This is a genomic window from uncultured Granulicatella sp., from assembly GCF_963516875.1.
Lineage (GTDB): Bacteria > Bacillota > Bacilli > Lactobacillales > Aerococcaceae > Granulicatella.
Genome location: NZ_CAUQCL010000003.1, coordinates 116,510 through 141,110, shown reverse-complemented (window position 1 = coordinate 141,110; position 24,601 = coordinate 116,510). Strand labels below are relative to the sequence as shown.

At 32.5% G+C, this 24,601-nt stretch carries 27 protein-coding genes; 22 read left to right on the top strand and 5 right to left on the bottom strand.

Annotation, left to right across the window (positions count from 1 at the left end; translation table 11 throughout):
• Positions 1–67 precede the first annotated feature (67 nt).
• From RWM24_RS02370 to RWM24_RS02350, 5 genes are all read left to right on the top strand, one after another.
• Positions 68–673 (top strand): DUF6088 family protein, encoded by a 606-nt coding sequence (locus tag RWM24_RS02370; RefSeq protein WP_314111152.1) that lies wholly within the window; start codon positions 68–70, stop codon positions 671–673.
• A 192-nt stretch (positions 674–865) separates the two neighbouring features.
• The gene (locus RWM24_RS02365) at positions 866–1,510 is read left to right on the top strand and encodes a hypothetical protein (protein ID WP_314111150.1); all 645 of its coding nucleotides are present in this window, start codon (positions 866–868) and stop codon (positions 1,508–1,510) included.
• Positions 1,511–1,513: 3 nt separating this feature from the next.
• Complete coding sequence (locus RWM24_RS02360) at positions 1,514–2,260, top strand: type II toxin-antitoxin system antitoxin SocA domain-containing protein (protein ID WP_314111148.1); 747 nt, start codon at positions 1,514–1,516, stop codon at positions 2,258–2,260.
• Between the two features lie 164 nt (positions 2,261–2,424).
• A complete protein-coding gene (locus RWM24_RS02355) occupies positions 2,425–2,829 on the top strand; it encodes a YbgA family protein (RefSeq protein WP_314111146.1) in 405 nt (134 codons plus the stop codon).
• A complete protein-coding gene (locus tag RWM24_RS02350; RefSeq protein ID WP_314111145.1) occupies positions 2,813–3,181 on the top strand; it encodes a TIGR02328 family protein in 369 nt (122 codons plus the stop codon). Before RWM24_RS02355 ends, RWM24_RS02350 begins: the two co-directional genes overlap by 17 nt.
• A 56-nt stretch (positions 3,182–3,237) precedes the next feature.
• Here RWM24_RS02350 and hemH read toward each other — a convergent pair whose 3' ends face one another.
• Positions 3,238–4,335 carry a ferrochelatase gene (gene hemH / locus RWM24_RS02345; RefSeq protein WP_314111144.1) on the bottom strand — a complete coding sequence of 366 codons (1,098 nt, stop codon included), beginning with the start codon at positions 4,333–4,335 and terminating at the stop codon, positions 3,238–3,240.
• Positions 4,336–4,463: 128 nt separating this feature from the next.
• Between hemH and RWM24_RS02340 the strand changes: the two genes are divergently transcribed.
• The 3 genes from RWM24_RS02340 (at position 4,464) to RWM24_RS02330 (ending at position 6,276) form a co-directional block, all read left to right on the top strand.
• Positions 4,464–4,946 (top strand): prolyl-tRNA synthetase associated domain-containing protein, encoded by a 483-nt coding sequence (locus RWM24_RS02340; RefSeq protein ID WP_314111143.1) that lies wholly within the window; start codon positions 4,464–4,466, stop codon positions 4,944–4,946.
• A gap of 14 nt (positions 4,947–4,960) precedes the next feature.
• Entirely contained in the window at positions 4,961–5,923 is a 963-nt protein-coding gene (locus tag RWM24_RS02335) for an LD-carboxypeptidase (protein WP_314111141.1), read from the top strand.
• 119 nt (positions 5,924–6,042) lie between these two features.
• Positions 6,043–6,276 (top strand): YneF family protein, encoded by a 234-nt coding sequence (locus tag RWM24_RS02330; RefSeq protein ID WP_314111140.1) that lies wholly within the window; start codon positions 6,043–6,045, stop codon positions 6,274–6,276.
• 142 nt (positions 6,277–6,418) lie between these two features.
• On the opposite strand, the gene RWM24_RS02325 is transcribed toward RWM24_RS02330, so the two are convergent.
• Positions 6,419–6,619 (bottom strand): type II toxin-antitoxin system RelB/DinJ family antitoxin, encoded by a 201-nt coding sequence (locus tag RWM24_RS02325; protein WP_314111139.1) that lies wholly within the window; start codon positions 6,617–6,619, stop codon positions 6,419–6,421.
• Between the two features lie 328 nt (positions 6,620–6,947).
• Between RWM24_RS02325 and RWM24_RS02320 the strand changes: the two genes are divergently transcribed.
• Positions 6,948–7,559 (top strand): sel1 repeat family protein, encoded by a 612-nt coding sequence (locus RWM24_RS02320; RefSeq protein ID WP_314111138.1) that lies wholly within the window; start codon positions 6,948–6,950, stop codon positions 7,557–7,559.
• Between the two features lie 35 nt (positions 7,560–7,594).
• A complete protein-coding gene (locus RWM24_RS02315; RefSeq protein ID WP_314111137.1) occupies positions 7,595–7,777 on the top strand; it encodes a hypothetical protein in 183 nt (60 codons plus the stop codon).
• Between the two features lie 188 nt (positions 7,778–7,965).
• Here the strand turns inward: RWM24_RS02315 and RWM24_RS02310 are convergent, their stop codons facing one another.
• Complete coding sequence (locus RWM24_RS02310; protein ID WP_314111136.1) at positions 7,966–8,595, bottom strand: 1-acyl-sn-glycerol-3-phosphate acyltransferase; 630 nt, start codon at positions 8,593–8,595, stop codon at positions 7,966–7,968.
• Positions 8,596–8,931: 336 nt separating this feature from the next.
• Between RWM24_RS02310 and RWM24_RS02305 the strand changes: the two genes are divergently transcribed.
• The 12 genes from RWM24_RS02305 (at position 8,932) to phnE (RWM24_RS02250) (ending at position 19,786) form a co-directional block, all read left to right on the top strand.
• On the top strand, positions 8,932–9,570 hold the full coding sequence (locus RWM24_RS02305; RefSeq protein ID WP_314077657.1) for a 3-keto-L-gulonate-6-phosphate decarboxylase UlaD: 639 nt from the start codon (positions 8,932–8,934) through the stop codon (positions 9,568–9,570).
• A gap of 24 nt (positions 9,571–9,594) precedes the next feature.
• Complete coding sequence (gene ulaG / locus RWM24_RS02300) at positions 9,595–10,656, top strand: L-ascorbate 6-phosphate lactonase (protein ID WP_006702638.1); 1,062 nt, start codon at positions 9,595–9,597, stop codon at positions 10,654–10,656.
• A 99-nt stretch (positions 10,657–10,755) separates the two neighbouring features.
• Complete coding sequence (locus tag RWM24_RS02295; RefSeq protein ID WP_314111135.1) at positions 10,756–11,205, top strand: PTS sugar transporter subunit IIA; 450 nt, start codon at positions 10,756–10,758, stop codon at positions 11,203–11,205.
• A 1-nt stretch (position 11,206) separates the two neighbouring features.
• A complete protein-coding gene (locus RWM24_RS02290; RefSeq protein ID WP_314111134.1) occupies positions 11,207–12,703 on the top strand; it encodes a PTS ascorbate transporter subunit IIC in 1,497 nt (498 codons plus the stop codon).
• Positions 12,704–12,790: 87 nt separating this feature from the next.
• Positions 12,791–13,075 (top strand): PTS sugar transporter subunit IIB, encoded by a 285-nt coding sequence (locus RWM24_RS02285; RefSeq protein ID WP_314111133.1) that lies wholly within the window; start codon positions 12,791–12,793, stop codon positions 13,073–13,075.
• Between the two features lie 20 nt (positions 13,076–13,095).
• Positions 13,096–13,788, top strand: coding sequence for an L-ribulose-5-phosphate 4-epimerase (locus RWM24_RS02280; RefSeq protein ID WP_314111131.1), 693 nt, complete (start codon positions 13,096–13,098; stop codon positions 13,786–13,788).
• A gap of 9 nt (positions 13,789–13,797) precedes the next feature.
• A complete protein-coding gene (locus RWM24_RS02275; RefSeq protein WP_314111129.1) occupies positions 13,798–14,634 on the top strand; it encodes an L-ribulose-5-phosphate 3-epimerase in 837 nt (278 codons plus the stop codon).
• Positions 14,635–14,934: 300 nt separating this feature from the next.
• Positions 14,935–15,741, top strand: a complete 807-nt coding sequence (locus RWM24_RS02270) for an AAC(3) family N-acetyltransferase (RefSeq protein WP_314111128.1) — start codon at positions 14,935–14,937, stop codon at positions 15,739–15,741.
• 520 nt (positions 15,742–16,261) lie between these two features.
• Positions 16,262–17,320, top strand: coding sequence for a PhnD/SsuA/transferrin family substrate-binding protein (locus RWM24_RS02265; RefSeq protein ID WP_314111126.1), 1,059 nt, complete (start codon positions 16,262–16,264; stop codon positions 17,318–17,320).
• A gap of 70 nt (positions 17,321–17,390) precedes the next feature.
• Positions 17,391–18,152, top strand: coding sequence for a phosphonate ABC transporter ATP-binding protein (phnC, locus tag RWM24_RS02260; protein ID WP_314111124.1), 762 nt, complete (start codon positions 17,391–17,393; stop codon positions 18,150–18,152).
• On the top strand, positions 18,142–18,960 hold the full coding sequence (gene phnE, locus RWM24_RS02255; RefSeq protein WP_314111122.1) for a phosphonate ABC transporter, permease protein PhnE: 819 nt from the start codon (positions 18,142–18,144) through the stop codon (positions 18,958–18,960). The genes phnC and phnE (RWM24_RS02255) overlap by 11 nt, the downstream gene beginning before the upstream one ends.
• 16 nt (positions 18,961–18,976) lie before the next feature.
• Positions 18,977–19,786, top strand: a complete 810-nt coding sequence (phnE, locus tag RWM24_RS02250) for a phosphonate ABC transporter, permease protein PhnE (RefSeq protein ID WP_314111120.1) — start codon at positions 18,977–18,979, stop codon at positions 19,784–19,786.
• An 18-nt stretch (positions 19,787–19,804) separates the two neighbouring features.
• On the opposite strand, the gene RWM24_RS02245 is transcribed toward phnE (RWM24_RS02250), so the two are convergent.
• Both RWM24_RS02245 and addA read right to left on the bottom strand, forming a co-directional pair.
• Positions 19,805–20,419 (bottom strand): DUF624 domain-containing protein, encoded by a 615-nt coding sequence (locus tag RWM24_RS02245; protein WP_314111118.1) that lies wholly within the window; start codon positions 20,417–20,419, stop codon positions 19,805–19,807.
• A 449-nt stretch (positions 20,420–20,868) separates the two neighbouring features.
• Positions 20,869–24,600 (bottom strand): helicase-exonuclease AddAB subunit AddA, encoded by a 3,732-nt coding sequence (gene addA, locus RWM24_RS02240; RefSeq protein WP_314111117.1) that lies wholly within the window; start codon positions 24,598–24,600, stop codon positions 20,869–20,871.
• Between the last annotated feature and the right edge of the window lies 1 nt (position 24,601).

Sequence of the window (24,601 nt, the reverse complement as noted above, 5' to 3'; positions counted from 1 at the left end):
ATCAAAACAATTATTTGCTATTTTGCACCCAAAAGTATATAATTTTGGGTGCAAGGAGGTGCTTGAGATGAGTTCAATAACGAATCAAATAGAGGAAATAATGACAGAAAATCCAGGAAAAATCTTTTCAATTCATGATTTCTATCATATTGGAACAAAAAATACGATTAAATCTGTTTTATATCGTTTAAATGAAGAGAATAAAATATTTAGATTAATGGATGGACTTTATATTAAACCTAAATATAGTGAGATTTTAAAGGAATATTCTTATCCAGATGCAAGTGAAGTTGCAGAAAAACTAGCTGAAAAATTTTCATGGACGATTTCGCCCGCAGGTGATACAGCTTTGAATTACACTGGTTTATCTACTCAAGTGCCGAATGAATATATTTATATTTCAGATGGTGCATATAGAGAATATTCATATAGAGATAAAAAAATTTCTTTTAAGAATACAACGAATAGAAACATCAGTACTTACTCAAAAGAATTATCAATTCTTATTCAAGCTATTAAAGCCCTAGGTAAAGAGAATATAACAGATGAAAATATAAAAAAATTAGCAGTTTTTACAAGAAATATTAAAGAAGATTTGAAAAAAGATACATTAAAATTACCGTTTTGGATACAACAAGTCCTTGAAAAGATACAGGAAGTTTCTTATAAATAAAACACAATAAGAAAAAAATACAAAGTAACTACAATTCAATCTTAAATAAAGAAAAATTTTCAAGGAAAAAGTATCGTAAATTTTATGCTTGAATTGACAATAAGTTTACAAAAAGTTAAAATTCACTTAGAAGTATGTATTTGAGCAAAGGCTTGTTTGTTGTACTTGTTTTTTGTTTTAGGGAGGTTTGTTATGTTTTCAGCAACTTATCAATACCTAGATGTGCTTTCTATTATTTTTGAAATAAATAAATTACATTATTTTATTTCTACGGATTTAAATAATAAATTAAAATTTAGTTTAAAAAATACTGTTTGTTCCATTGTAGAAAATAATACTATAAAATCTGATTTTCAAGAGATTATTAATTTATATAAAGAGGAATTAAATAAAAATTTTTTTAAAATCTCTAATATTCAAACGAAATATAATGCTATAAGGTTTCGAATTAAACAAGCGGAATCAATTAGTGAAAAACTTTTATATTACATGAATGATTTACATAAAAATGGAAAAATCCCAATTAATAAATGTCTGAACGACTTTTTAGGTTTTAGAATATTTGTAGATGATTTGGAATCTATATATGACTCTTTACAAAAGTCTTCTATAAAAAATCAAAAGATAAGAATGTATCTCAGAGAAGATGGTGATTATAAAGGTATTCATTTATATTTTAAGAATGGAAAAAATGTATATTTTCCTTGGGAATTACAGATATGGGATATTAAAGATTCTATCTTAAATGAAAATTCTCATAGAGAACATAAACAAAAAAGAAAATATATTTCTTTACCTCAAACTTATTACGATACTGATTTAGAAAAGGAGGAATGACCAATGTATCACCATTTTATTTTAATAGGTAGTTCATATGCTAGAGGAACAAGAGTGGGATATCACTTAGTGGTTGAAGGTGAATTGGATAGTAATAGTATTCAAGAAAAAATGAAACGCTTGAGTAAAATTAATAGAAATGATATTGGCGTTCATTCTTTTTTTACAGATCGTTCAGATTGGCAGAGTGTTATAGAGTATGATTCTTTTTTCGAAGATATCATGGTATGTCAAGATTTTGATGAATTTGAAGAAGTATTACAGATGGATTCAAAAGTTAGTGCGATTGATGTAGCTAAATTCTTTTTATCTGAAAGTTCCTTTTCACATTTGCAAATACAAAAATTAGTTTATCTTGCTTATAAATCATATTTATTTAAATATAATGAATCTTTATTTGAGGAGAAAATTCTTGCTTATCAGTATGGTCCAGTTGTAGAAGAGGTATACCAAAAATTTAAAAGATATGGTTCTGAAAATATTACAATAGATGATAATACTAAATATTATCTAAAAGATATTCGTCTTCCACAATCCATTGGTAGAATGTTACTAGTTGAAAATTCATACAGAATTATAGGAGTATTGTTTGAAACAATTAATAAATTTGGACATTTAACAGGAAGTCAATTAGTGTCTCTTACTCATTCTAAAGATAGTCCATGGAGTAAAGTATATTCAAAAAATAAAAAAGCTGTCATTACAGATAAAATTATTTTGGAATATGGAAAAAACGAAAAATTAGCATAAAACCAACTCTCGCCCAATCGTAGCATCATACGATTGGGTGAGTTTTTTGTTAGAACAAAAATTATATAAAAAAGTCCATAAATTTCGTAAAACTCACTTTCAATGCTATAATGTTTCAAGAAGTCATCTGCTAGACTATTTTCTAGTTTGAAAGAAGGTGTAAAGTGAATCAAAAATATATCAGAAAACAATGTGAACAGCTATGGGCAAGAAATAAATATTTCGTGTTGAGTAAATCCCATAAAGTTTATTTGGAAATAAGAGAATATTTAAAAGAATCCGAAGTAGAGTTAGAAGTGTTACTTCAAAAAATCAATAAAGTGAATGAGATACAAGAAAGTAAAAAAGATTTTCATAATGCAATTCTTCATGTATGGGGCTATTTTAAAAATACAGCAGAAAAAGTCGAAAAAGAAGAATTGTTTCGTTTACTGGAGGAGTATAAAACTGGAGTAAGTGATCAAAGTTCTATCATCCATTATATCCATACATTATTAGAGAAATACCCCAATAACTATTTACAACAATCAACGTTAATAACAGGAGAACAAGATGAGATTATGGCATGAACAAATGATATCAAAATTACCTAAGAATCAATTATTAGGACAGCATAGAGAATGTTGTGCGCTTAGGGGAAATGGATGGAATAAGAAACATAAAACAGTCGATTATGTATTTTTATATTCTCCTTATCACCTATTTTGCTATCATACATTGATTATGGATGAGATGAATCGAAGAGGCTACCAAGTAGCAACTGAGTGGAGAGATAAGAATTATCGTGGGAAGATTGCAGAAAGCTACGATAATATTGAGGAAATGGAAATAAACACACCGATTTATAAAGAGCATAATGAAGCATATTTACAGGAATGTATTGAGAATTTACGACTAAAAGGTATTGAAATAGATCTATAGATTAACTAAACCCTGCACCCAAAATTATAGAGTTTTGGGTGCAGGGTTCTTTCGTTTTATTGTTTCTTTTGTTTTGCACGTTGTTCTAACATACGTTTGACGAACTCCGGCATTTTAACATTTTCTCTGCCTTTTTTAGCGATTAATTTCTTAACGAATTCCGGCATTTGAATGTCAGATTCTTGTTCTAGAATATCTTTTGATGTTTCTGGTGGTAACATTTCATCCAGTGTTTCGTCTTCATGTGTTTTAAGAGTGAAGTTTTCTGTTTCGTGAGCTCGAACCGTTTCATATAAGGCTTCTACTAAGAGTGGATGATCATCCGGCATTGGTGGTCTGTGATAGTGTACACCAAACTCATCGCATAAGTCCTTACATTCGATATCATTGTCGTATAATACTTCGATATGTTCGCTAATAAAGCTAATTGGAATGAAGATATAATGTTCAGGGTGTTCCGTTTGTTCTCGTAAGTATTCTAGAACGTCGGGTTTCATCCACGGTAGTCCAATATCACTTTCGCTTTGCCATGTATGAGTGTACTGATGTTTTTCCAAGCCCAATCTTTCTGCAACGATTTGTCCATTTTTATAAATTTGGTCGATATAAGGATCTTCGAATTCCAATGCAATAACGGGTACGCTATGTGCTGAGAAGATGACTTTAAAGCTGTCTTCTTTAACGTCTTCGGTTAAAATCTTTTTGATTTCCTGTTCCCAGAATTGTAGTAAGTTTGGATTATGATACCAATCTTTTACCATGTGGAAACGAATGGTTTTGCTTTCGATGAATTTCTCATATCCATAAATGGAGTAGTAAGAGTAATGGGGTTCAAGTGCTAAGCCAAGGCATTCTTCGATTCCGTCTTGTTCCATTTGTTTAACGACTTCTGGAATGAATGGAGAGGAGAATTTATTAGCAAAATAAACGGTATATTCTCCTTGTACTCGTTCTTGTAATTTTGCTGCTTGCTGTTTTGAAATTTCTTGTAGGGGACTTCCGCCAATTTTTTGGTAGTTGTCATACAAGTGTTGAATTTCTTGATCCGTTGGACGAACACCACGTCGAATATTTGTAAAAAATCTTGCGATATCTTCAAATGTATATCCTTCAGGTGTACCAAATGTCATAAGTAAAATTGCTTTTTTTGTCATATAACCACTTTCCTATGTGAATTTTTTCTCATCATAACATTTTTAAATCAATCTGACTAGTAGAATACATTGAAATGGATTATAAAAAGTGTTTATAATAAAGAAAATCACTAAAAGGGGTGTTTTCTATGTATCAAGAAGTAGTTGATAAGTTAAATGAATTAGGCATTCCATTTCAAATTGTAGAACATGAACCTGTACTAACAACAGAACAAGCAGATCGTTTTATTGAAGGAATTGAAGGTGTTCGTACAAAGACAATGTTTTTAACAAATAAGAGAAAGAGAAATTTTTACTTAGTCATTATAGATGATGCAAAACGATTAGATATGGATGTTTTTAAAGAAATCGTAGAAGAAAATCGAATCAAAATGGCTTCAGCTGAAACGTTAAATGATAAAATGATGCTCCTACCAGGAACTGTATCTCCATTTGGCTTATTAAATAATAGAGACAAAGATATTCAAGTATATTTCGATCAAGAAATTGTATCTGAAGAACGAATGTGCTTCCATCCAAATACAAATGAGAAGACGATTTTTGTGAATACGGAAGATTTATTTACCTTCTTAAAAGCAATTGGATATGAACCACACGTAATTGAGTTATAAAATGAGGTTATTATATGAAAAAATTACAAAAAGGAATGCATATTCGAGTACTAAGTCCATCTTCGTCAATTGAACGAGTTGGCGGATTTGAAGCGAATAGGGCTGCTAAGGAAAGATTAGAAGAGTTAGGGTTTAGGGTTAGCTATTCAAAACATTATTTTGAACACGACTTACTTGATTCTGCAAGTATTCAAAGTCGAGTTGAGGATTTACATGAAGCATTTTTAGATCCTACAGTAGATGTAATTTTGGCAACTATTGGAGGATTTAATTCAAATGAGCTTCTTCCATATTTAGACTATGAATTGATTGCTAAACATCCTAAAATTATTTGCGGATATTCCGATACAACAGCTGTATTAAATGCAATTTATGCAAAAACAGGAATGCTAACTTATATGGGGCCTTCTTATACAAGTTTTAAAATGAAGGAATTACAAGAATATCAAACAGCATCATGGCTTAAAGCATTAAGTAATACCCATTATGAATTAGCACCAAGTGAGAAATGGGGGAGTAATGCCTGGTATTTATCTGATTCACCTTTGACGTTTCAACCGACAAAATGGAAAGTATATAACCACGGTAAAGCTACTGCAACTGCAATCGGTGGAAACTTATCAACCTTTTCATTATTAAGAGGAACTCCTTATGCTCCAAAACCAGAAGAGTATGCCTTTTTTATTGAAAAATCAGAAGATGGAGACTATTTTGAATTTGATCGAAATTTGGCAGCCTTACTACAAGCTTATCCGAATCCAAAAGCAGTACTAATTGGAAGATTCCCAAAGGAATGTCGTATGACGGAAGAGTTATTATTGTATATATTAGACAAATATCCAGTCTTAAAACAAATCCCAGTGATGTACGACTTAGACTTTGCACATACACAACCATTATTTACCATTACTATTGGAGCAAAAGTAACGGTGGATACAGAGAAAATGTCTATTATTATGGATGAAGAAGGATTATGAAATATACTGTAAACTTAACGAAGAAAAGTACAAATTTTACAAAATTTTCAAAAAGCCTTTTCATTATTGTTATAATTTAGTACAATAGCAATGTAGATCAATGAAGGGAGAGAACTTACATGAGTACAAGTGTATGGATTTTAATCGTCGTTGTAGCTGCTATCTTAGGAGCAATCGGTGGATTCTTTATTGCACGTAAAACAATGATGAATTACTTTCTAGAAAATCCTCCATTTGATGAAAGTATGATTCGTAGTATGATGACTCAAATGGGTCAAAAACCATCCGAACAAAAAGTTCGTCAAATTGCTGCTTCAATGAAAGCACAAGCAAAGAAAAATGCTAAAAAATAATTCAGTAGAAGAGTAGACCATGTCTGCTCTTTTTTTACGTCAAAAAAAGCAAGAATTACCATTGCTACAGTGAGGACGGCAGCAGCCCTACGGTCTCATGCCTAAAATTCGAGCCTTGGTCTCGATTTTTCCTTTGTGATAATCATATTTGATTATCACTGGCACTGTAGAATGGTAATTGTTGTTCTACTGCAGTAGGTAATTTACCATGTGAAGCACAATAGTCAAAGAACATATTAATAGCAGTATTTAAATCAAGACCTTGTTTAGAAAGTACTTTAGTTGCTTCTTCTTTTAAAGTTGAATCAATCTCAATTTCAAATTCAACAAAATTATTTTGCATTTAAACCATCTCCTTTTAGTTTTCTTTATTATAATGAAACTACGAATTAATTTAAAATGAAAAGATTATTTCACGTACAATTAAAAACAAGAATTACCATTGCCACAGTGAGGACGGCAGCAGCCCTACGGTCTCATGCCTAAAATTTGAGCCTAGGTCTCAAATTTTCCTTAGTGATAACCATACTTGATTATCACAGCCACTGTAGAATGGTAATTCTTGTTTTTATATAGTTGATTGTGTCGTCAGATATCTAAATATAAACTCATTCTTACACTTTGTGATATAATGAGTTTAGATGATAAAAGTTTAGAGAAGAGGCGGAACAATGTTTCAGTTAACACAGACAGATAAACAAGCACTTTATAATGATGATGCAGAATATTTTACAGATAAAGGAGCTAGAGCTTATTCGAGAGAAGAATACCAAGAAGCGGTGGAATATTATCGAATTGCAGCCACACTGGGTGAAACACAAGCAATTGCTAATCTAGGATATTGTTATCTTTATGGACGAGCAATTGAACGAAATATCAATTTAGCTATTACGTATTTTGAAATTGCCGCTTCAATGGGAAATATTGATGCACTTTATAAACTAGGGAGCATTTTTCAAAGTGATAAATTGGGATATAAAGATGACGAAAGAGCAATTTTTTATTTCAAAAATGCTGTATTTGAATTAATAGGTAGTAAAGAATATGATGTATACGATATTAAAAATCATGAGTTTCTACTACACTATCCAAGTTTATGCTTAACATTAGGACAAGCACATATGAAAGATGGTATTTTACAAACGAATCTAAAAATAGCATACGCATTCCTCGAAATAGCAAAAGAAGGATACGAAGAAGCTTTAGCTAACCATATGCAAATGTATGAAAAAGCGTATCATAGAACTTTAGAATTATTAAATGATCCAGATTTTTTAGGTTAATTTTTAAAGAATAAAATTAAAGGAAGTATATTATCATGGCGACAAATAGTTTTGTAACAACAAAAATGTTTAATAAAGAATCAATAGACAGTCTTGTGCATGCCCTTGAAAATAATGGAAAATTTCATTTAGAAGATATATCTAATGTAAGAGTAGTCAGAGATGCGAAAGAAATAGAAGAATTATTTAAGAAGCATCACATTAAAGATGAACGTTAAGAAACGCATTATACGCCCTAAAAAAAGCAAGAATTCCACTCTACAGTGGCAGTAATAATCAGACATGATTATTACAAAGGAAAAATTGAGACCGAGGCTCGATTTTTAGGCATGAGACCCGCAGGGGCTGCTGCCGTCCTCACTGTAAGAGTGGAAGTTCTTGCTTTTATTTTATTAGAAGTCAATTCCTATTTACGTTTCTTCTCAGGAATCACGTATACAAAATTAGGATTAATCTCTTTATCCAATTCATCGAATTTTTGAATTAACAATTCATCATATTGCGCTAATTCTTCCTTAGATAAACGTCCCTCTGGTAAATGAATTGGTTCCCCAATTTTTACAAACATCTTTTGACGTTTCAAAATGTTCATAAAAGTAAAAGGACCTTGATAAACGATTGGTACAATCGGAGCTTTTGCCATACGAGCAATCGTTACAGCCCCACCTTTCATTTCATTAGAGTAGCGAGTACCCGTTGGGAAAATCACTAGAGCTTTCTGATGTTCCTTAATCTGAGTAACCGGATGCTTAATCGCACTCGGACCAGGCTTCTCACGATTCACAGGAAACGCTCCTAACTGACGGATAAACCAACCAAATGGCTTAGGCTTAAATAACTCTTGCTTTGCCATCAACACTAAAGACTTCGGATAAACCGCAATGGCTATTAGAACAGGATCTAACCAAGAACGATGCGGAGCAACAATCACATAACCCGTATCTACAGGCAAATTCTCACGCCCCATTACCTTTGAAAACCCATTTAATAATATCAGTAATATACGTACAATAAATATCGTAACTTTATAAATCATATGAAACTCCTTAAAAAATAGATTACTCAAACAGTATGAAGTAGAAAGTTGTATTTTGCAAGATTTTCGATAAATATTTTACAAATAATCTTAAAGAAATCTTATAAATAAAGGATTTTATCAAAAAAATCATAAAAATGAAAACGTTCATAAAACTTAATAAAAGATTAGTTAACTGAGAAACATTGTTGTAGAAAACGTTTTATATTATAATATTTACATGAATAATTACTAGTAGTTATGAAATAATCATTATTTAAGAGACGTCTTAAAGTTTATGATTGTTTCAAATTTTTGTGTGGCAAAAGCCCTGAGAGAGAAAAGGAGAATGACAAAATGGCAATTCCAAATTTACAAGTTGCATTAGACCATTTACGTATCGAAGATGCGTTAAAAGATGCACTTGCTGTTGGTAATGAAGTAGACATTATCGAAGCTGGTACAATTTTAATCTTGAATGAAGGGGACAAAGCAATTAAATGCTTACGTAATGTATTCCCTGATAAAGTTGTCATTGCAGATACAAAATGTGCCGATGCTGGATCAACAGTTGCTAAAAACTGTAAAGATGCTGGTGCCGACTGGATGACTGTCATTTGCTGTGCTACCATTCCTACAATGAAAGCTGCTCAAAAAGAAATTGGCACTTTACAAGTAGAATTATATGGTGATTGGACATTTGAACAAGCAGAGCAATGGCGTGAAGCTGGTATCGACCAAGTCATCTATCACCAAAGTCGTGATGCTCTATTCGCTGGAGCAACTTGGACAGAAAGTGACTTGAACAAAATCAAACGTTTAATTGAGATGGGATTCAAAGTTTCTGCAACTGGTGGATTAACAAAAGATACATTGAAAGTATTCGAAGGTATCGATATTTATACATTCATTGCTGGACGTGGAATTTATGCTACAGAAAATCCTGCACAATCAGCTCGTGAATTTAAAGAAGAAATTAGAAGAATTTGGGGCTAATCTCAAGGAAGGAAAGAAAGAATAATGGCAAACATTAAAGATGTAACAAAAGAATCATGGATTCTATCAACATTCCCAGAATGGGGTACATGGTTAAACGAAGAAATCGAACGTGAGGAAGTTAAACCAGGAACATTTGCTATGTGGTGGTTAGGATGTACAGGTATCTGGTTAAAATCAGAAAAAAACACTAATATCCTATGTGACTTATGGTGTGGAACTGGTAAACGTAGCCACGGAAACGGAAAAATGAAAACTGGACACCAAATGCAACGTATGAGCGGTTGCCAAAACTTACAACCAAACTTACGTACACAACCATTTGTTATCGATCCATTTGAAGTGAAAAATGTAGATGCTTTAGTAGTAACTCATATTCACTCAGACCACTTAGATATCAATACAGCAGCAGCAGTTGCGAACAACTGTCCAGAAGCTAAATTCGTTGGACCACAAGAAGTAGTAAACACTTGGTTAGGTTGGGGAGTTCCAGCTGAACGTACAATCGTTGTACATCCAGGAGACTCAGTGAAAATTAAAGATATCGAAATCGTAGCTTTAGAAGCATTTGACCGTACAGCTTTAGTAACTGCTAAAGATGGCGAAGTATTAAAAGGTAAAATGCCTCAAGATATGGACGAAATCGCAGTTAACTACTTATTCAAAACAAGTGGTGGTAACTTATACCATGCTGGTGACTCTCACTACTCAAACATGTTTGCTAAACATGGTAACGAACATGAAATCGATGTGTGCTTAGGAGCGTACGGTGAAAACCCTCGTGGTATCACAGATAAAGTAACTTCAGTTGATATGTTACGTATGGCTGAATCATTAAACGCTAAAGTTGTTATTCCAGTTCACTATGATATCTGGGCTAACTTCCAAGCAGATCCTAAAGAAATTACAGAAATCTGGAAATTCAAAAAAGATCGCTTAGAATATAAATTCAAACCATTCATTTGGCAAGTAGGTGGTAAATACACTTATCCAACAGATAAAGATAAATTAGAATTTAACTTCTACCGTGGATTTGACGACGTATTCTCAGTAGAAAACGACGTACCATTCCCATCATTCTTATAATATCAACATCCGATTGACCGTTACTACGGTAACGGTCAAATCTTAAACTATGGATGAATACGATTTCTTAACTAAAATCGTCAAAAAGGAGTTTTATCAGTGTTAAAAGAAATTATTCAAAACAATCGTTTTAGTTTCCAAAAAGGTTTTTCTTCTTGGGAAGATGCGATTCGCACAGCGTGTCAACCATTGTTAGACCAAAACATTATTACAGCTGACTATTCAGGTTACATTATTAATAATGTTCATGAATTTGGTCCATACATTGTAATCGCACCAGAAATTTGCATTCCACATGCACAAGAAGGAAAAGGTGTTAACGAAACAGCGGTTGCCTTCATGAACGTTGAAGAGGCAGTTGACTTCGGACCTAGTTCTGAATATAAACCTCGTTTATTCTTTGTTTTAGCTTCAACTGACAATGAAAAACATTTAGGCAATTTATCAGAACTTGTAACATTAGTTGAAGATGAAAATATCATCAATGCTTTTGTTAATGCACGTTCAAAAGAAGATCTAGAAAATATTTTACAAGGAATAGGTGAATAATATGGAATTCTTATTTGGTTTTTGGCAATTTTTCTATACAAACATTTTTACTAAACCTCAATACTTTGTAGGTTTAATTGTATTAGTAGGTTACTTATTATTAGGTCGTAAATGGTATGACGCATTAGCTGGTTTTATTAAAGCAGTTGTTGGTTATATGATCTTAAACGTAGCGGCTGGTGGATTAGTTTCAAACTTCCGTCCAGTATTAGCAGCATTAGGTGACCGTTTCGGTTTACAAGCAGCAGTTATTGACCCATATTTTGGTCAAGCAGCAGCAGAAGCAGCTTTAAAACAAGCTGGTCATGCAACTGGTTTAACAGTACAAGTACTTTTAGTAGCATTCTTAACTAACTTAGCACTTGTAATTTTCCGTAAATTAACTAAAGTACGTACTGTTTTCATCACTGGTCATATCATGGTACAACAATCAGCTACAGCTACTTGGTTAATGGCATTAGCTTTAGGTGACAATGTACAACAATTACAATTTGTTGTTTTATTAGGTATCGTATTAGGGGTTTATTGGGCAGTAGCAGCTAACTTAACTGTAGAAGCAACTCAAGAATTAACAGAAGGTGGCGGATTCGCAATTGGTCACCAACAAATGTTTGGGGTTTGGTTAGTAGACAAATTTGCACACAAATTCTCTGGTAAAAACGACAAGAAAATTGAAGATTTAGAATTACCAGGATTCTTATCAATCTTTAAAGAATCAATCGTAGCAACTTCTATCTTAATGGTAGTATTCTTCGGAGCTATCTTATTAGTATTAGGTAAAGATTACTTAGTAGGCGTAAACGGTCAAGAAATCGTAGTGATGGCTTCTAAATTCAAAATGGCTACATTAAAAGAAGGCGACAACTTCTTCTTCTATATTTTACAAATTGCTTTAACATTTACAGTATATGTACAAATTTTACAATTAGGGGTTCGTTTATTCGTTGCTGAGTTATCAGAAGCGTTCCAAGGTATCTCTAACAAATTATTACCAGGTTCTATGCCAGCCGTTGACTGTGCTGCTGTATACGGATTTGGTTCACCAAACGCTGTAACAGTTGGTTTCTTATTCGGGGTTTTAGGACAAGTAGTAGCAATCTTAGGATTAATCGTGTTTAAATCTCCAGTATTAATCATTACAGGTTTCGTTCCTGTATTCTTCGACAACGCAACATTTGCAGTATATGCTAACCACAAAGGTGGTTTACGTGCTGCTTCAGTTATGTCATTCTTATCAGGTGTGATTCAAGTTCTTGGTGGTGCTATTGCTGCTGGAGCATTCGGTTTAGCAGCATTTGGTGGATGGCATGGTAACTTCGACTGGGATACAGTATGGGTAGGATTTGGATTCTTAATGCAACACTTCCAATACATTGGATTAGGTATCGTATTAATTATTCTTTTAGCAATCCCTCAATTACAATACAGTCGTAACAAAGAACATTACTTTACAATTGCAGAAGATTACGAAACATATTTAGAAAATAAACAAGCTTAATTAGTTTTAATTAGAAAAAATTTATTATAAAATAGGTAACGGGTAAGAATGACTTACCCGTTATCAAATTCTAAAGGAGAGATATCAATGAAAGTATTAGCAGCATGTGGAAGTGGAATGGGATCAAGCCAAATTATTAAAATGAAATTAACAAACGTATTCCGTAAATTAAATATTCCATTGGAAGTACATCACTGTGCAGTATCAGAAGCAAAATCATCAGCTAAAAGCTATGACATGGTAGTTGTTTCTCAAGCATTATTAGAAATCTTCGACGGATTAGATTTACCAAACACTAAAATTGTTGGTTTACAAAACTTATTATCAGAAAAAGAAATGACTGAAAAAATTTCAGCAGCTTTAGAGCTTTAATAAAAAGGAGTCTTTTTAGCATGGCATATGAAGCGTTAAAACAACGTGTTCTTGAAGCAAACTTATTATTACCTAAACATAATTTAGTATTATTTACTTGGGGTAATGTTTCAGAATACGACCGTGAAGCTGGCGTGATCGCTATTAAACCTTCAGGGGTAGATTATGATGTAATGAAAGCAGAAGATATCGTTATTGTAGATATCGATGGAAATAAAATTGAAGGAGCTTTAAAACCATCTTCTGATTTAGATACTCACTTAGAAATTTACCGTAATTTCCCAGATGTTAAAGGGGTAGTTCATACTCACTCAACTTGGGCAACTACAATGGCTCAAAATGGTCAAGAAATTCCTGCATTTGGTACAACACAAGGGGACTACTTCTATGGAACAATCCCATGTACTCGTGCAATGACTGATGCAGAAATCAAAGGAGCTTACGAGTTAGAAACAGGTAAAGTTATTGTTGAAACATTTAAAGACAAAGATCCAAATGCAATTCCTGGTGTATTAGTATTCAACCATGGACCATTTGCTTGGGGTAAAGATGCTTTTGATGCAGTTCATAACATTACTGTTTTAGAACAAGTTGCTAATATGGCTTGGCATAACTTAGTATTAAATCCAAACTTACAACCAATGTCTCAAACAATTTTAGACAAGCACTATTTACGTAAACATGGTGCCAATGCATACTATGGACAAGGGTAGGAGTTAAGCATGTACGAATTAGGACTATATGAAAAATCAATGCCAAACACATTATCATTCAAAGAAAAGTTAGAAACAGTTAAAGCTACAGGATTCGATTTCTTAGAAATGAGTGTGGATGAAACTGATGAAAAATTAGCTCGTTTAGAGTGGACGAAAGAAGAACGTCTTGAACTTGTTCAAACAATGTACGAAACAGGCGTATCTATTCGTTCAATGTGTTTAAGTGGACATCGTAAATATCCATTTGGATCACATGACGCATCTATACGTGAACGTAGTATGGAAATCATGGAAAAAGCGATTGAATTAGCAGATGACTTAGGAATTCGTGTCATTCAATTAGCTGGTTATGATGTATACTATGAAGAAGGAGATGCGGATACATTAGAATTCTTTATCGATAATTTGAAAAAAGCTACTTTATTAGCAGCTCAAAAAGGTATCGTTTTAGGATTCGAAACAATGGAAACTCCATTTATGAATACAGTGGAAAAATCAATGCGTTTTGTAAACTTAGTAGATTCACCTTATCTACAAGTTTATCCAGATTCAGGAAACTTAAAAAATGCTTCTTTAGAACCTGGTGCAAAAAATGTTTATGAAGATATCGAATTAGGGAAAGGTCATATTGTGGCTGCTCACTTAAAAGAAACAATTCCTGGACATTATCGTGAAATTCCTTTTGGAACAGGACAAATTGACTTTAAGAGAATGGTGGACACTTTCTTATCAATTGGTGTTCGTCGTTTCACTGGTGAATTCTGGTATGTTGGACAAGAAAATTGGTTAGAGGATATTCATTTCGCTAACAAATTCTTACGTTCATATTTCCCAGAAAAATAATTGAAGAATTTAATGTAACATCCTTAGAGTAATCTAGGGATGTTTTTTACGTACGGATTCAGTATACATTGAAAATACTGTTGATATAGTAGCAAGATCGCCAGCAGCCTTGCTTTGCAAGTCTCATGGCTAAAGTTCGAGCCTGTAGTCTCGAACTTTCCCTGCAATAAAAGTAACTATCGCTACTTTTATTGCTTTTGCTACTATGGAGTATTTTCTATGTATTCTGAATCCTATTTATTTTTAGTTTCTAACAGTTTAAAATAAGGATAACGATACGTAAAAGGGAGAGTGAGATAGTTGTATTCTTATATGCAAAAGTCTATTGATAAAAATTTTACGCCAATTACGAAAGAGGTTTTAATACATAAGTTTTCTCAGTTAGGAATTAAAAGTGGAGATACTTTATTAGTTCATGCTTCTTTATCTTCATTAGGGTATGTGGTTGGTGGAGCGGAAGCTTTGTATTTGGCGTTAAAGGAAGTTATCGGTGAGAAGGGAACGATTGTTGTGCCTTCTCAAACGGTTGAAATTTCTGATCCAGCTAGTTGGCAATATCCACCAGTTCCAGAAGAGTGGCATGATGTAATTCGTGATGCTATGCCTGTTTATTCAAAGGATTTATCGTATAGTAAGGCTATGGGCGCTTTTAGTCATTTTATTGGTATTTTGCCTAATTCTATTCGGAGTAATCATCCTATGTATTCTTTTACTGCAATAGTAGAGAAGGCTAATGAAATTATTGGACACGATTCAATTGATTTTCCATTTGGAGACGAATCACCATTAGGAAGACTGTATTCCACTGGAGCTAAAGTATTAATGATTGGAACTGATTTTGAAACCAATACGTCACTTCATTTAGCTGAAAATCGATTGAATCGTGAAGTCATTCAAGAAAAGAGTAAAATATTAACAGAAGACGGAGAGAAATGGATTTCGTTTAAAAATATTGAATTGGATATATATGATGACTACTTAGAAATTCAAAAAAACTTTATGGAACAGTATACTGTTAATCACATTAAAATCAACGAAGGCAATGTATATTTATTCGATATGAAAGAATGTGTAGATTTTGCGCATCGCTATTATGACTCAAAATAAGAGAATAGATATTTTACGTACAGATTCAGAATCTATTAAAAATACTCAATAGCAGCAAAAGCAATACAAGTAGCATTAGCTACTTGTATTGCAGGGAAACATCGAGACCTAGGCTCGATGTTTAGCCATGAGACTCGCATAGCGAGGCTGCTGGCGACCTTGCAACTATATCTGCAGTATTTTTAATAGATTCTGAAGAACTAAAGGGTCAAAATAGATTTTCAAATTAGAACGAAAATAACCGAACGTTAATATTAAAAACGTTCGGTTATTATTATTGTTTTCGAATAATTATTTGATTCATTATTTAGCAATTATTTGATTTTTCTGCTTTCATCAGTATAACGTTCGTGTTTTACACGTTTTCATAATTAGAAAATGAATTTATTTTATGAAAATTCGTTAAAAAATGTATTTTTCAATAGAAATCTCTTGTAATTATCGTTCGTATTTTGTATGATTGTAATTGAGGTTGAGAGTTTCAATCTTGTAGAAAACATATCTTAGGGGGATATATTTTATGAAGAAATCTTTTTGGTCAAAATTAGCACTTGGAGTATCAGCAGCAGCTTTACTTGCAGCTTGTTCTAGTCAATCAAGTGATTCTAGCTCATCTAAAGGAAAAGGCTCAAAAACAATTGATACTTTGAAAGTGGCTTTTGTACCTTCACGTGATCCAGAAGCAATTGTGACAGCTACTGAACCATTGAAAGAATTATTGAAAAAGGAATTAGCAGCAGAAGGATATACTGTAAACAATGTTGATATCAATGTTGGTACAAGCTTCGATGCTGTTGGGGAAGCATTAGCATCTGGAACTGCAGATGTTGGTTTCATTCCTGGTGGTACTTATGTGTTATTCGATAAAGAAGTTGATGTTTTATTAACAGCAACACGTTCTGGATTAGAAAAAAATTCTTCTAATGCAAAAGATTGGAACGATGGTAAAGAATCAAAACGTTCTAGTGAGCAAGTTACTTCATATAAAGGATTAATTATTGCTGGTCCTACTGAAAAAGGGAAAGCAATTGCTGAAAAAGTAAACAGTGGACAAGATATCTCTTGGGAAGACTTAAATTCAGCAAACTGGGGAGTTTTAGGAACTTCATCATCTTCAGGATATATCTATCCTACATTATGGCTACAAGATAAATTCGGTAAGAATATCTCAGATTTACAAAATGTTGTTCAATCTGATTCTTACGCTTCATCAGCAGCTCGTTTAGCTTCTGGACAAATTGATATTATGGTTGGTTATGCTGACTTACGTAATGACTATGCTAAGAAATGGACTAGTGAGTATGGTCGTTCTGAAGAAATTTGGAAAGAAACAAATGTTGTTGGTGTAACTCCAGATATTTATAATGACACAATTTCAGTAAGTAAATCTTCACCAATTGTAGACGATGCGTTTAAAGAAGCTTTCGCAAATGCGATGATTAAATTAGCTGGTACAGATGAAGGTAAAGAAGTCATTAAAATTTACTCTCATTCAGGATACAAGAAAGCTAATTCAGCTGACTATGATAAAGAACGTGAAGCACAAAAAGTTCTAAAAAAATTAAAAGCAGCTAAGTAAGACAAGAAATGATGATCAAATGAGGGTTAGGAGCAAATCCTGACCCTTTTTTTGAGAAAGAGGACAGATTATGATTAAATTTGAAAATGTTTCAAAAACCTATCCAAATGGTGTTAAAGGGTTAAAAAATATTAATTTAGAAATTGAACAAGGAGAATTTGTTTCAATCATTGGTTTATCAGGAGCTGGTAAATCTACATTAATTCGTACGATTAACCGTATGATTGAAATTACAGAAGGAACATTAACAGTAGATGGTACGAATGTATCTTCATTAAAAGGTAAATCTCTTCGTAAATTCCGTAGAAATAAAGTAGGGATGATTTTCCAATCATTTAACTTAGTAACAAGAACAACAGTTATTAAAAACGTATTAACTTCAATTGTTCCAGATATTCCATTTGTTCGTTCATTATTTGGAATTTATACAAAAGAAGAAAAATTACACGCTTTAGAAGCTTTAGATAAAGTGGGGATTGTTGATAAAGCATTTATCCGTGCAGACCAATTATCAGGGGGACAACAACAACGTGTTGCATTAGCAAGAACTTTAGCCCAAAATCCTGAAATTATTTTAGCAGATGAACCAGTTGCAGCATTAGACCCAATTACAGCTAAACGTGTAATGGAAGACTTTAGAAAAATTAATCAAGAATTAAATATTTCTATTTTACTAAATATCCACCATGTAGAATTAGCTTTAGAATATGCAGATCGTATTATCGGTATTCGTGATGGAGAAATTGTTTATGATGGTCCAAGTAGCCAAGTAACGAAAGAAGTATTAGATTTAATCTATAAAGGAAAGGCGGAGGAGTTACATGAAGGATAATAAACTCTTCGCTTCAAAAGAATTTACTTTAAAAAATGGTACAACTGTAAAAGAACCAAAATCAAAAACGATTTTTGTTATCATCGGGTTATTAATTGCCATGTACTATTCTGGTAAAGTAACAGGTTTTAATTTACACACTATTTTACAACGTGGTGTTCAATTCTTTGTTATTATCGGTCGTATGTTTCCACCAGCTTGGGAATATTCAAGTAATATTTGGCAACCATTAATTGATACGATTAAAATGTCATTATTAGGATCATTATTAGGCTCTATTTTAGTTATTCCGTTTGCGATTGTTGCATCAAGTAATATTGTAAAAAGTAAATGGATTATTAGTTTAAGTCGTTTATTTTTAAGTGTGGTTCGTACATTACCAACTCTTGTAACTGCCTTAATTGCAACTTATATCTTTGGATTAGGAACAATGGCAGGTACATTTGCTATTGCGACTTATACTTTTGCATACTGTGGTAAACAATTATACGAACAAATTGAAACAGTAGATATGGGAGCTTTTGAAGCAGCTGAAGCTTTAGGCGCAACAAAAGGTCAAGCATTTACAAGTGCGATTATTCCTCAAATTTTACCAACTTACTTAGCTAGCTCATTATACTGCTTTGAAGGAAATGTTCGTTATGCGTCAATTTTAGGTTATGTTGGTGCCGGTGGTATCGGGATTATTTTAAATGAAAATCTTGGTTGGCGTGAATATGGTAATGTAGGAATGATTTTAGTGACATTATTCTTTACCGTAGTTATTATTGAATCGGTAAGTTACTACTTACGTACGAAATTAACATAGAAGGGGAGTTAAACACATGAATGAAGCAGTATTAAAACAATATGAAAAAGCTCCTCGTACATGGATTGTTCAATTAGGCGTTTTATTCTTATTTATTATTATTTTTGCGTGGTCTGGATCTACGATTGAATTAAGTAAAATTCCAGAAAATGGATTACAAATTTCTCAAAGTATTTTACAAGGAATTGTAACTCCTGAAACATCGTTATTATTAAACTTTACAACAAAAGGTGTTCCATATTTATTATTAGAAACAATTTCGATTGCATTTCTAGGAACATTAGTGGGTGCTATTTTAGCTATTCCATTTTCATTTATTTCAGCAACTAATATCGTACCAAAACCGGTAGCAGTAATTGGACGTACAGCCATTATGGCAATTCGTACTGTTCCAACATTAATTTATGGGTTAATGTTTATTCGTGTAACAGGCCCAGGTGCTTTTACAGGATTACTTACAATGTCAGTAGCATCCATTGGGATGATTTCTAAATTGTATATTGAAGCAATTGAAGACTTAGATTATAAGATTTTGGAATCATTAGATGCTAGTGGATGTAATTTCTATCAAAAAATTCGTTTTGGGATTTTACCACAACTAATTCCTGCATTCATTTCTACAGTCATTTATCGTTTTGATATGAACTTAAGAGATGCAACTGTTTTAGGGATGGTAGGTGCCGGTGGTATCGGTGCTCCATTAATCTTTGCGATGACAGCCTATAAATGGCATGAAGTAGGGGCTATCCTATGCGGATTAATTGTATTAGTATTAGTGATTGAATATTTGTCAACGAAAATTCGTACTCACTTAGCACGAGGATAAAACAAAAAGCATGAAGGATTAAACTTCATGCTTTTTTTCTACTTTTGAAAACATTTTATGAAACAATGGTGCTAAAGCATATCCCATTAATGAAATTCCGATAATTCCCATGAAATATAAAACCGTTTCTTGAAAAATACTAAAGCCAATTAAAAGAACTGGAATTGCTAAAATAGCAACAGCTTCTTTTAAAGAAATAAAAATAAATAAATATCCATCACGAATATAATTCTTAATCGTACCAAAATACTGAGTTCTTGCTAATGAAATCAACATGGCTGTGATCGTCATACATAAGAATAAAAAGAAAATTATGGCTAACATCATACCAAAAATATTTTGGAAACTATACCAAAATTGAATTACATATACAGTTGCTGCAATGATTGCTGTATAAATTAAAGAAACAGCAACTCGTACAAAGAAAAGATGTTTCAATTCATTCCAGAACGTTTTCACTAAATAACCATATTCATTTTCAGAAAACTTCATCATTGTATAAAACAAAGCCGCTAACACAGGCCCAATCGTAACAATAGGAATACTAATTACAATCACTAATAAGTTCAACAAAATAAAGTCCGCCAACATCGTAGCAAAACGCCAAAAAGGACTTTCCTCATTAAATTTCATCCAAAACCATCCTTTAACAAATAAAATACAAAACACATTATACGATTAACCCCAAAATTAAGCAAGCTATCGTACATATAAGGTAAATATTTGGCACAGTATCAGAAGTTCTTAACTGATTACGTAAAAAGTGAGAAATAATGGATACCGTAGCTAAAGTTATAATGGATAACGTTAAAAGTGAGAAATATTTTTTGTAGTATCAAAAGTAAAAGAATCCAGAGGATTCTTTTACAGCAAAATTTGAGACCAAGGCTCAAATTTTAGCCATGAGACAGCTTTAGCTGGCTGCTGGCGTACTTGATACAACAAAGGAATATTTTGAACGATATCTAGGTTTACATAATATATATTAAAAAAAGTTACCTATATAAAATTATTCCAATCCTCCACCACCATCCAAACTAACATAAAAGGACGCTCCTCACGAACGTCCTTTTACCATGGCATTAAACATTAGAAATATCAATGGATTGACCAATCGATAATAAACATAACATACGTTTTGTAACTTTCTTTTGATAACTGGTTTCTAATGCTTCAGCATATAAATTCAATTGCTGTTTATACTTATCAACGACTTTCTGGATTCCTTTTTGTGTCGGAACCACATGATCTGTCTTATAATCAAATAAAATAATCTCATCATCTAATTCCACAAATCCGTCTATAATCCCGTGAATCAACATCGAATCTTCATTATCTGGTAAATGTTTAAAGATTCGTTTTGCTGTTACAACATGCGAAAATGCTTGTTCACGGTTTAATAATGTTTGATGTTCCTGTATCCATTGTCCAAATTCACTTTGGAAGAAATGATAAACTTGGTCAACTGGAATCACTGCAGCAACTTCTTTTTCTAAGAATTGTGTCTCAACTAATTGTTGAATTGTTTCCTGAATGAATTCAGGTGTAATTTCCTTGGTTAAGTCCAATTTTTGCATTAATAAATGTAAACCGCTTCCACGTTCTGCAGCTGAAACTTTTTGTTTAGACTCTATAAAGCTTGGTTTCGTTAATTCAGACGTTAAATAAACATATTGTTGAACAGGTTTATCTGTTTGTTGAGTTTGTTCTTCTAAATGAGGTAATTGGTTCACATCTGGTTCTTCATTCATCCGTTTAATTTCAGATACACTTTGATAACTTGCAGTTGTTGATGCTAATATATAAGGATATGTTTGTTTTAATTCTTCTAGTAGTTTTGGAAGATTTTTAACTGTATTCTCTACTGGTTTCTTTTGTAACCACTCTTCTTCATTCATAGAAACTGTTTCAGTTTCTTGTATCCAATTGAGAGCATTCTTTTTAATTTGTTCAAATTCAATCACTTCTTGATGAAATGGAACTTTCTCTTGTTTTCTCATTGTAGCCATTAAAATCCAAGTTAAATAATTATCAACATGATAACGAAGCGCAAATGGTAATACTTCTTCATTCAATTCATCTATCATAGAATGTTCTTCTTTAAATTTTTCAAAATCCTTTAAAGAACCGACAATAATGAGTTTTTCACGTGCACGAGTCATTGCTACGTATAATTTTCTCATTTCTTCAGATAGTAATTTATTTTTCTCTGCTTTATAAGCCATTACATATGGAATAGTTGTCCATTGAATTCTTTCAGGAAGTTGTAAATATTTAACGCCTACTCCTAATTCATCACTACGAATGGCTTGTTGACGAATATCTTGTTGGTTAAATTTCTTTCCAGCATTCATTAAAAATACAACTGGATATTCTAATCCCTTACTAGCATGGATCGTCATGACACGTACTGCATCTTCTTCATCAGAAATTTGAGTAGGTTCTTCTAAATCTTGTTTTTTATACTGCATTTGTTGAATAAATCGAACAAAATTACGCAAACCTTTAAAGCTAGAATCTTCGAAATCTTTTGCATACTTATACAAGGCATGTAAATTCAAGACACGTTGTTGTCCAACAGATTGACCATGTACATATGTTAAATAGTTCGTATCCATATAAATTTGCCAAATAAGCGTACTAATGGATTGATGGTTCGCAATATCTCGCCAAGATTCTAACTGTTCTAAGAATAATTTTATACGTTCTTTTAATTGCTGTTGTTGAGTACTATCGTAATAAGTTACTTCTTCTAATTTAAAATGCTCCACAAATTGTACGCAAGCTTCGTAAAACGAACAAGATTTATTGTTTTTACGAATATGAGCCAATGCTATTTCATCTAATCCAACGATTCCTGAACGTAATACTGCAACAAATGGAATATCTTGAGTAGGATTATCAATAATTTTTAGAGCAGACATCATAATGGCAATTTCTGTTCGTTTAAAATATTGAAGATTTTTTTGCACTAAAACAGGAATTTGATATTGAGTAAAAATTTCTTCAATTAATCCATTATTAGCCTTTGTTGGAGCTAAAATAACAATATCTTTATATTGTATTGGTCGTTTTTTCGGGTTTTCCTTTGTACTTTCTTCATGCATTATTTCAAATTGATTAGCCATCAATTCTTTAATTTTACCCGCAATAAAATGAACTTCTGCAGTAGCTGAACTATCAATCATACTTTCTGTCTCTAATTCAGATGTTTCTTCTTCCTCATCGTTCAAATTAGAATTTTGAATAATATAGCATTCGCTAAATTTATCCGTGTCTTTTGAATAATTTATGTTTCCAGTTTTTAGAGCGGCATCATCGTCATAGTCAATTTGACCTAATTCATGGTCCATAATTTGTCTAAAAATTAAGTTGGTAAACGACAATACTTGATCTCTAGAACGGAAGTTTTCAGCTAAAATAATTCGTTTACCACCATTTTCATCTGCATAGGCTTCATATTTATCTCTAAATAAAGATGGATCTGCTAAACGAAAGGCATAAATCGATTGTTTCACGTCTCCTACCATGAAGAGATTATTCTCTTTAGCCACACTTGTTAAAATGGCTTCTTGAACACGGTTTACGTCTTGATATTCATCAATTAAAACTTCGGTAAATAAATCTTGATAATATTTTTTAGCAATTAGAACTCCATTTTTCTCAGTAGAAAGAATGGATAATGTATCATGTTCTAAGTCAGAGAAGTCAATTTTATTAGAGGTTTTCTTTTCTAATTGGAAAGCTTCATAGAATTTCAAGACAACTTGAGATAAATGCAACATCATCGGATATATTTCTCTTAAATGCTTCATTTGAACTTCAGGTGACTCGAAAAATGCAGTTGCTAATACTTGATCTTCCCAATGTTTCTTTAAGCTATCTCTTTTACGTTTAATGGCCTGTACTGCTTCTCTATCTGTAATTTCATCTTTTTTAGGAACAGTTGGGAAACGGTCAAACTTCACCTCTTGAGCTAATGTATTGGCTGCAGTGTAATTACCACTTGCAAATGCTGCATACACTTCTTGGATTTTTTGAGCATCAGCTTCAACCACATCTTTACACTTTTCAAATCCAGTTACTTCAGCTAATTTAATTAATTCATCATAGGCAGAAACTAAATACTTTAATTCTTCGATAATATAAGGTGCAAATTGATCCTTTATAATAGGAATTTCACCATATTCATCCTTTGTTTCATATAAATCTGCTAAAGAAGAAATCCATTGTTTTGGATTTGGTTTTGAACGTGAAAAATCATATAGTTGATAAACTAATGTTGTAAATCCATCATCATTACGATCGCTAGAAAAATAGCGCATTAAACCATCCATCCAAGAATGTTCTTCTAATAATTCATCTTGTATGTTTCGCCATACTTTTTCTTTTAATAAAGTCCCCTCTACTTCATTTAATAGTGAAAATACAGGGTCTAACTGACTTAAATAGAAATAACGACGAATAACTTTCATACAGAAACTATGAATGGTAGAAATTGTAGCATTTGGTAATAAACTTAGTTGTTTGATATACATATGCTTCTTAGTAATATCTATTTCTTTTGTAATTGCTTTTTCTAAATTAGTACGCAGACGTTCTTTCATTTCTTTTGCAGCAGCTTCAGTAAAAGTCACAATTAATAATGAATCAATATTAACTCCATCTTCGATATATCCCATAATTCGGTCGACTAATACTTTAGTTTTTCCTGATCCGGCAGAAGCAGAAACTAATAAATGATCGCCTCTTTGCCAAATTGCTTGCCATTGTTCAGGTGTTGCTTGTACACCCTCTGGTTTTACTGGTATCACC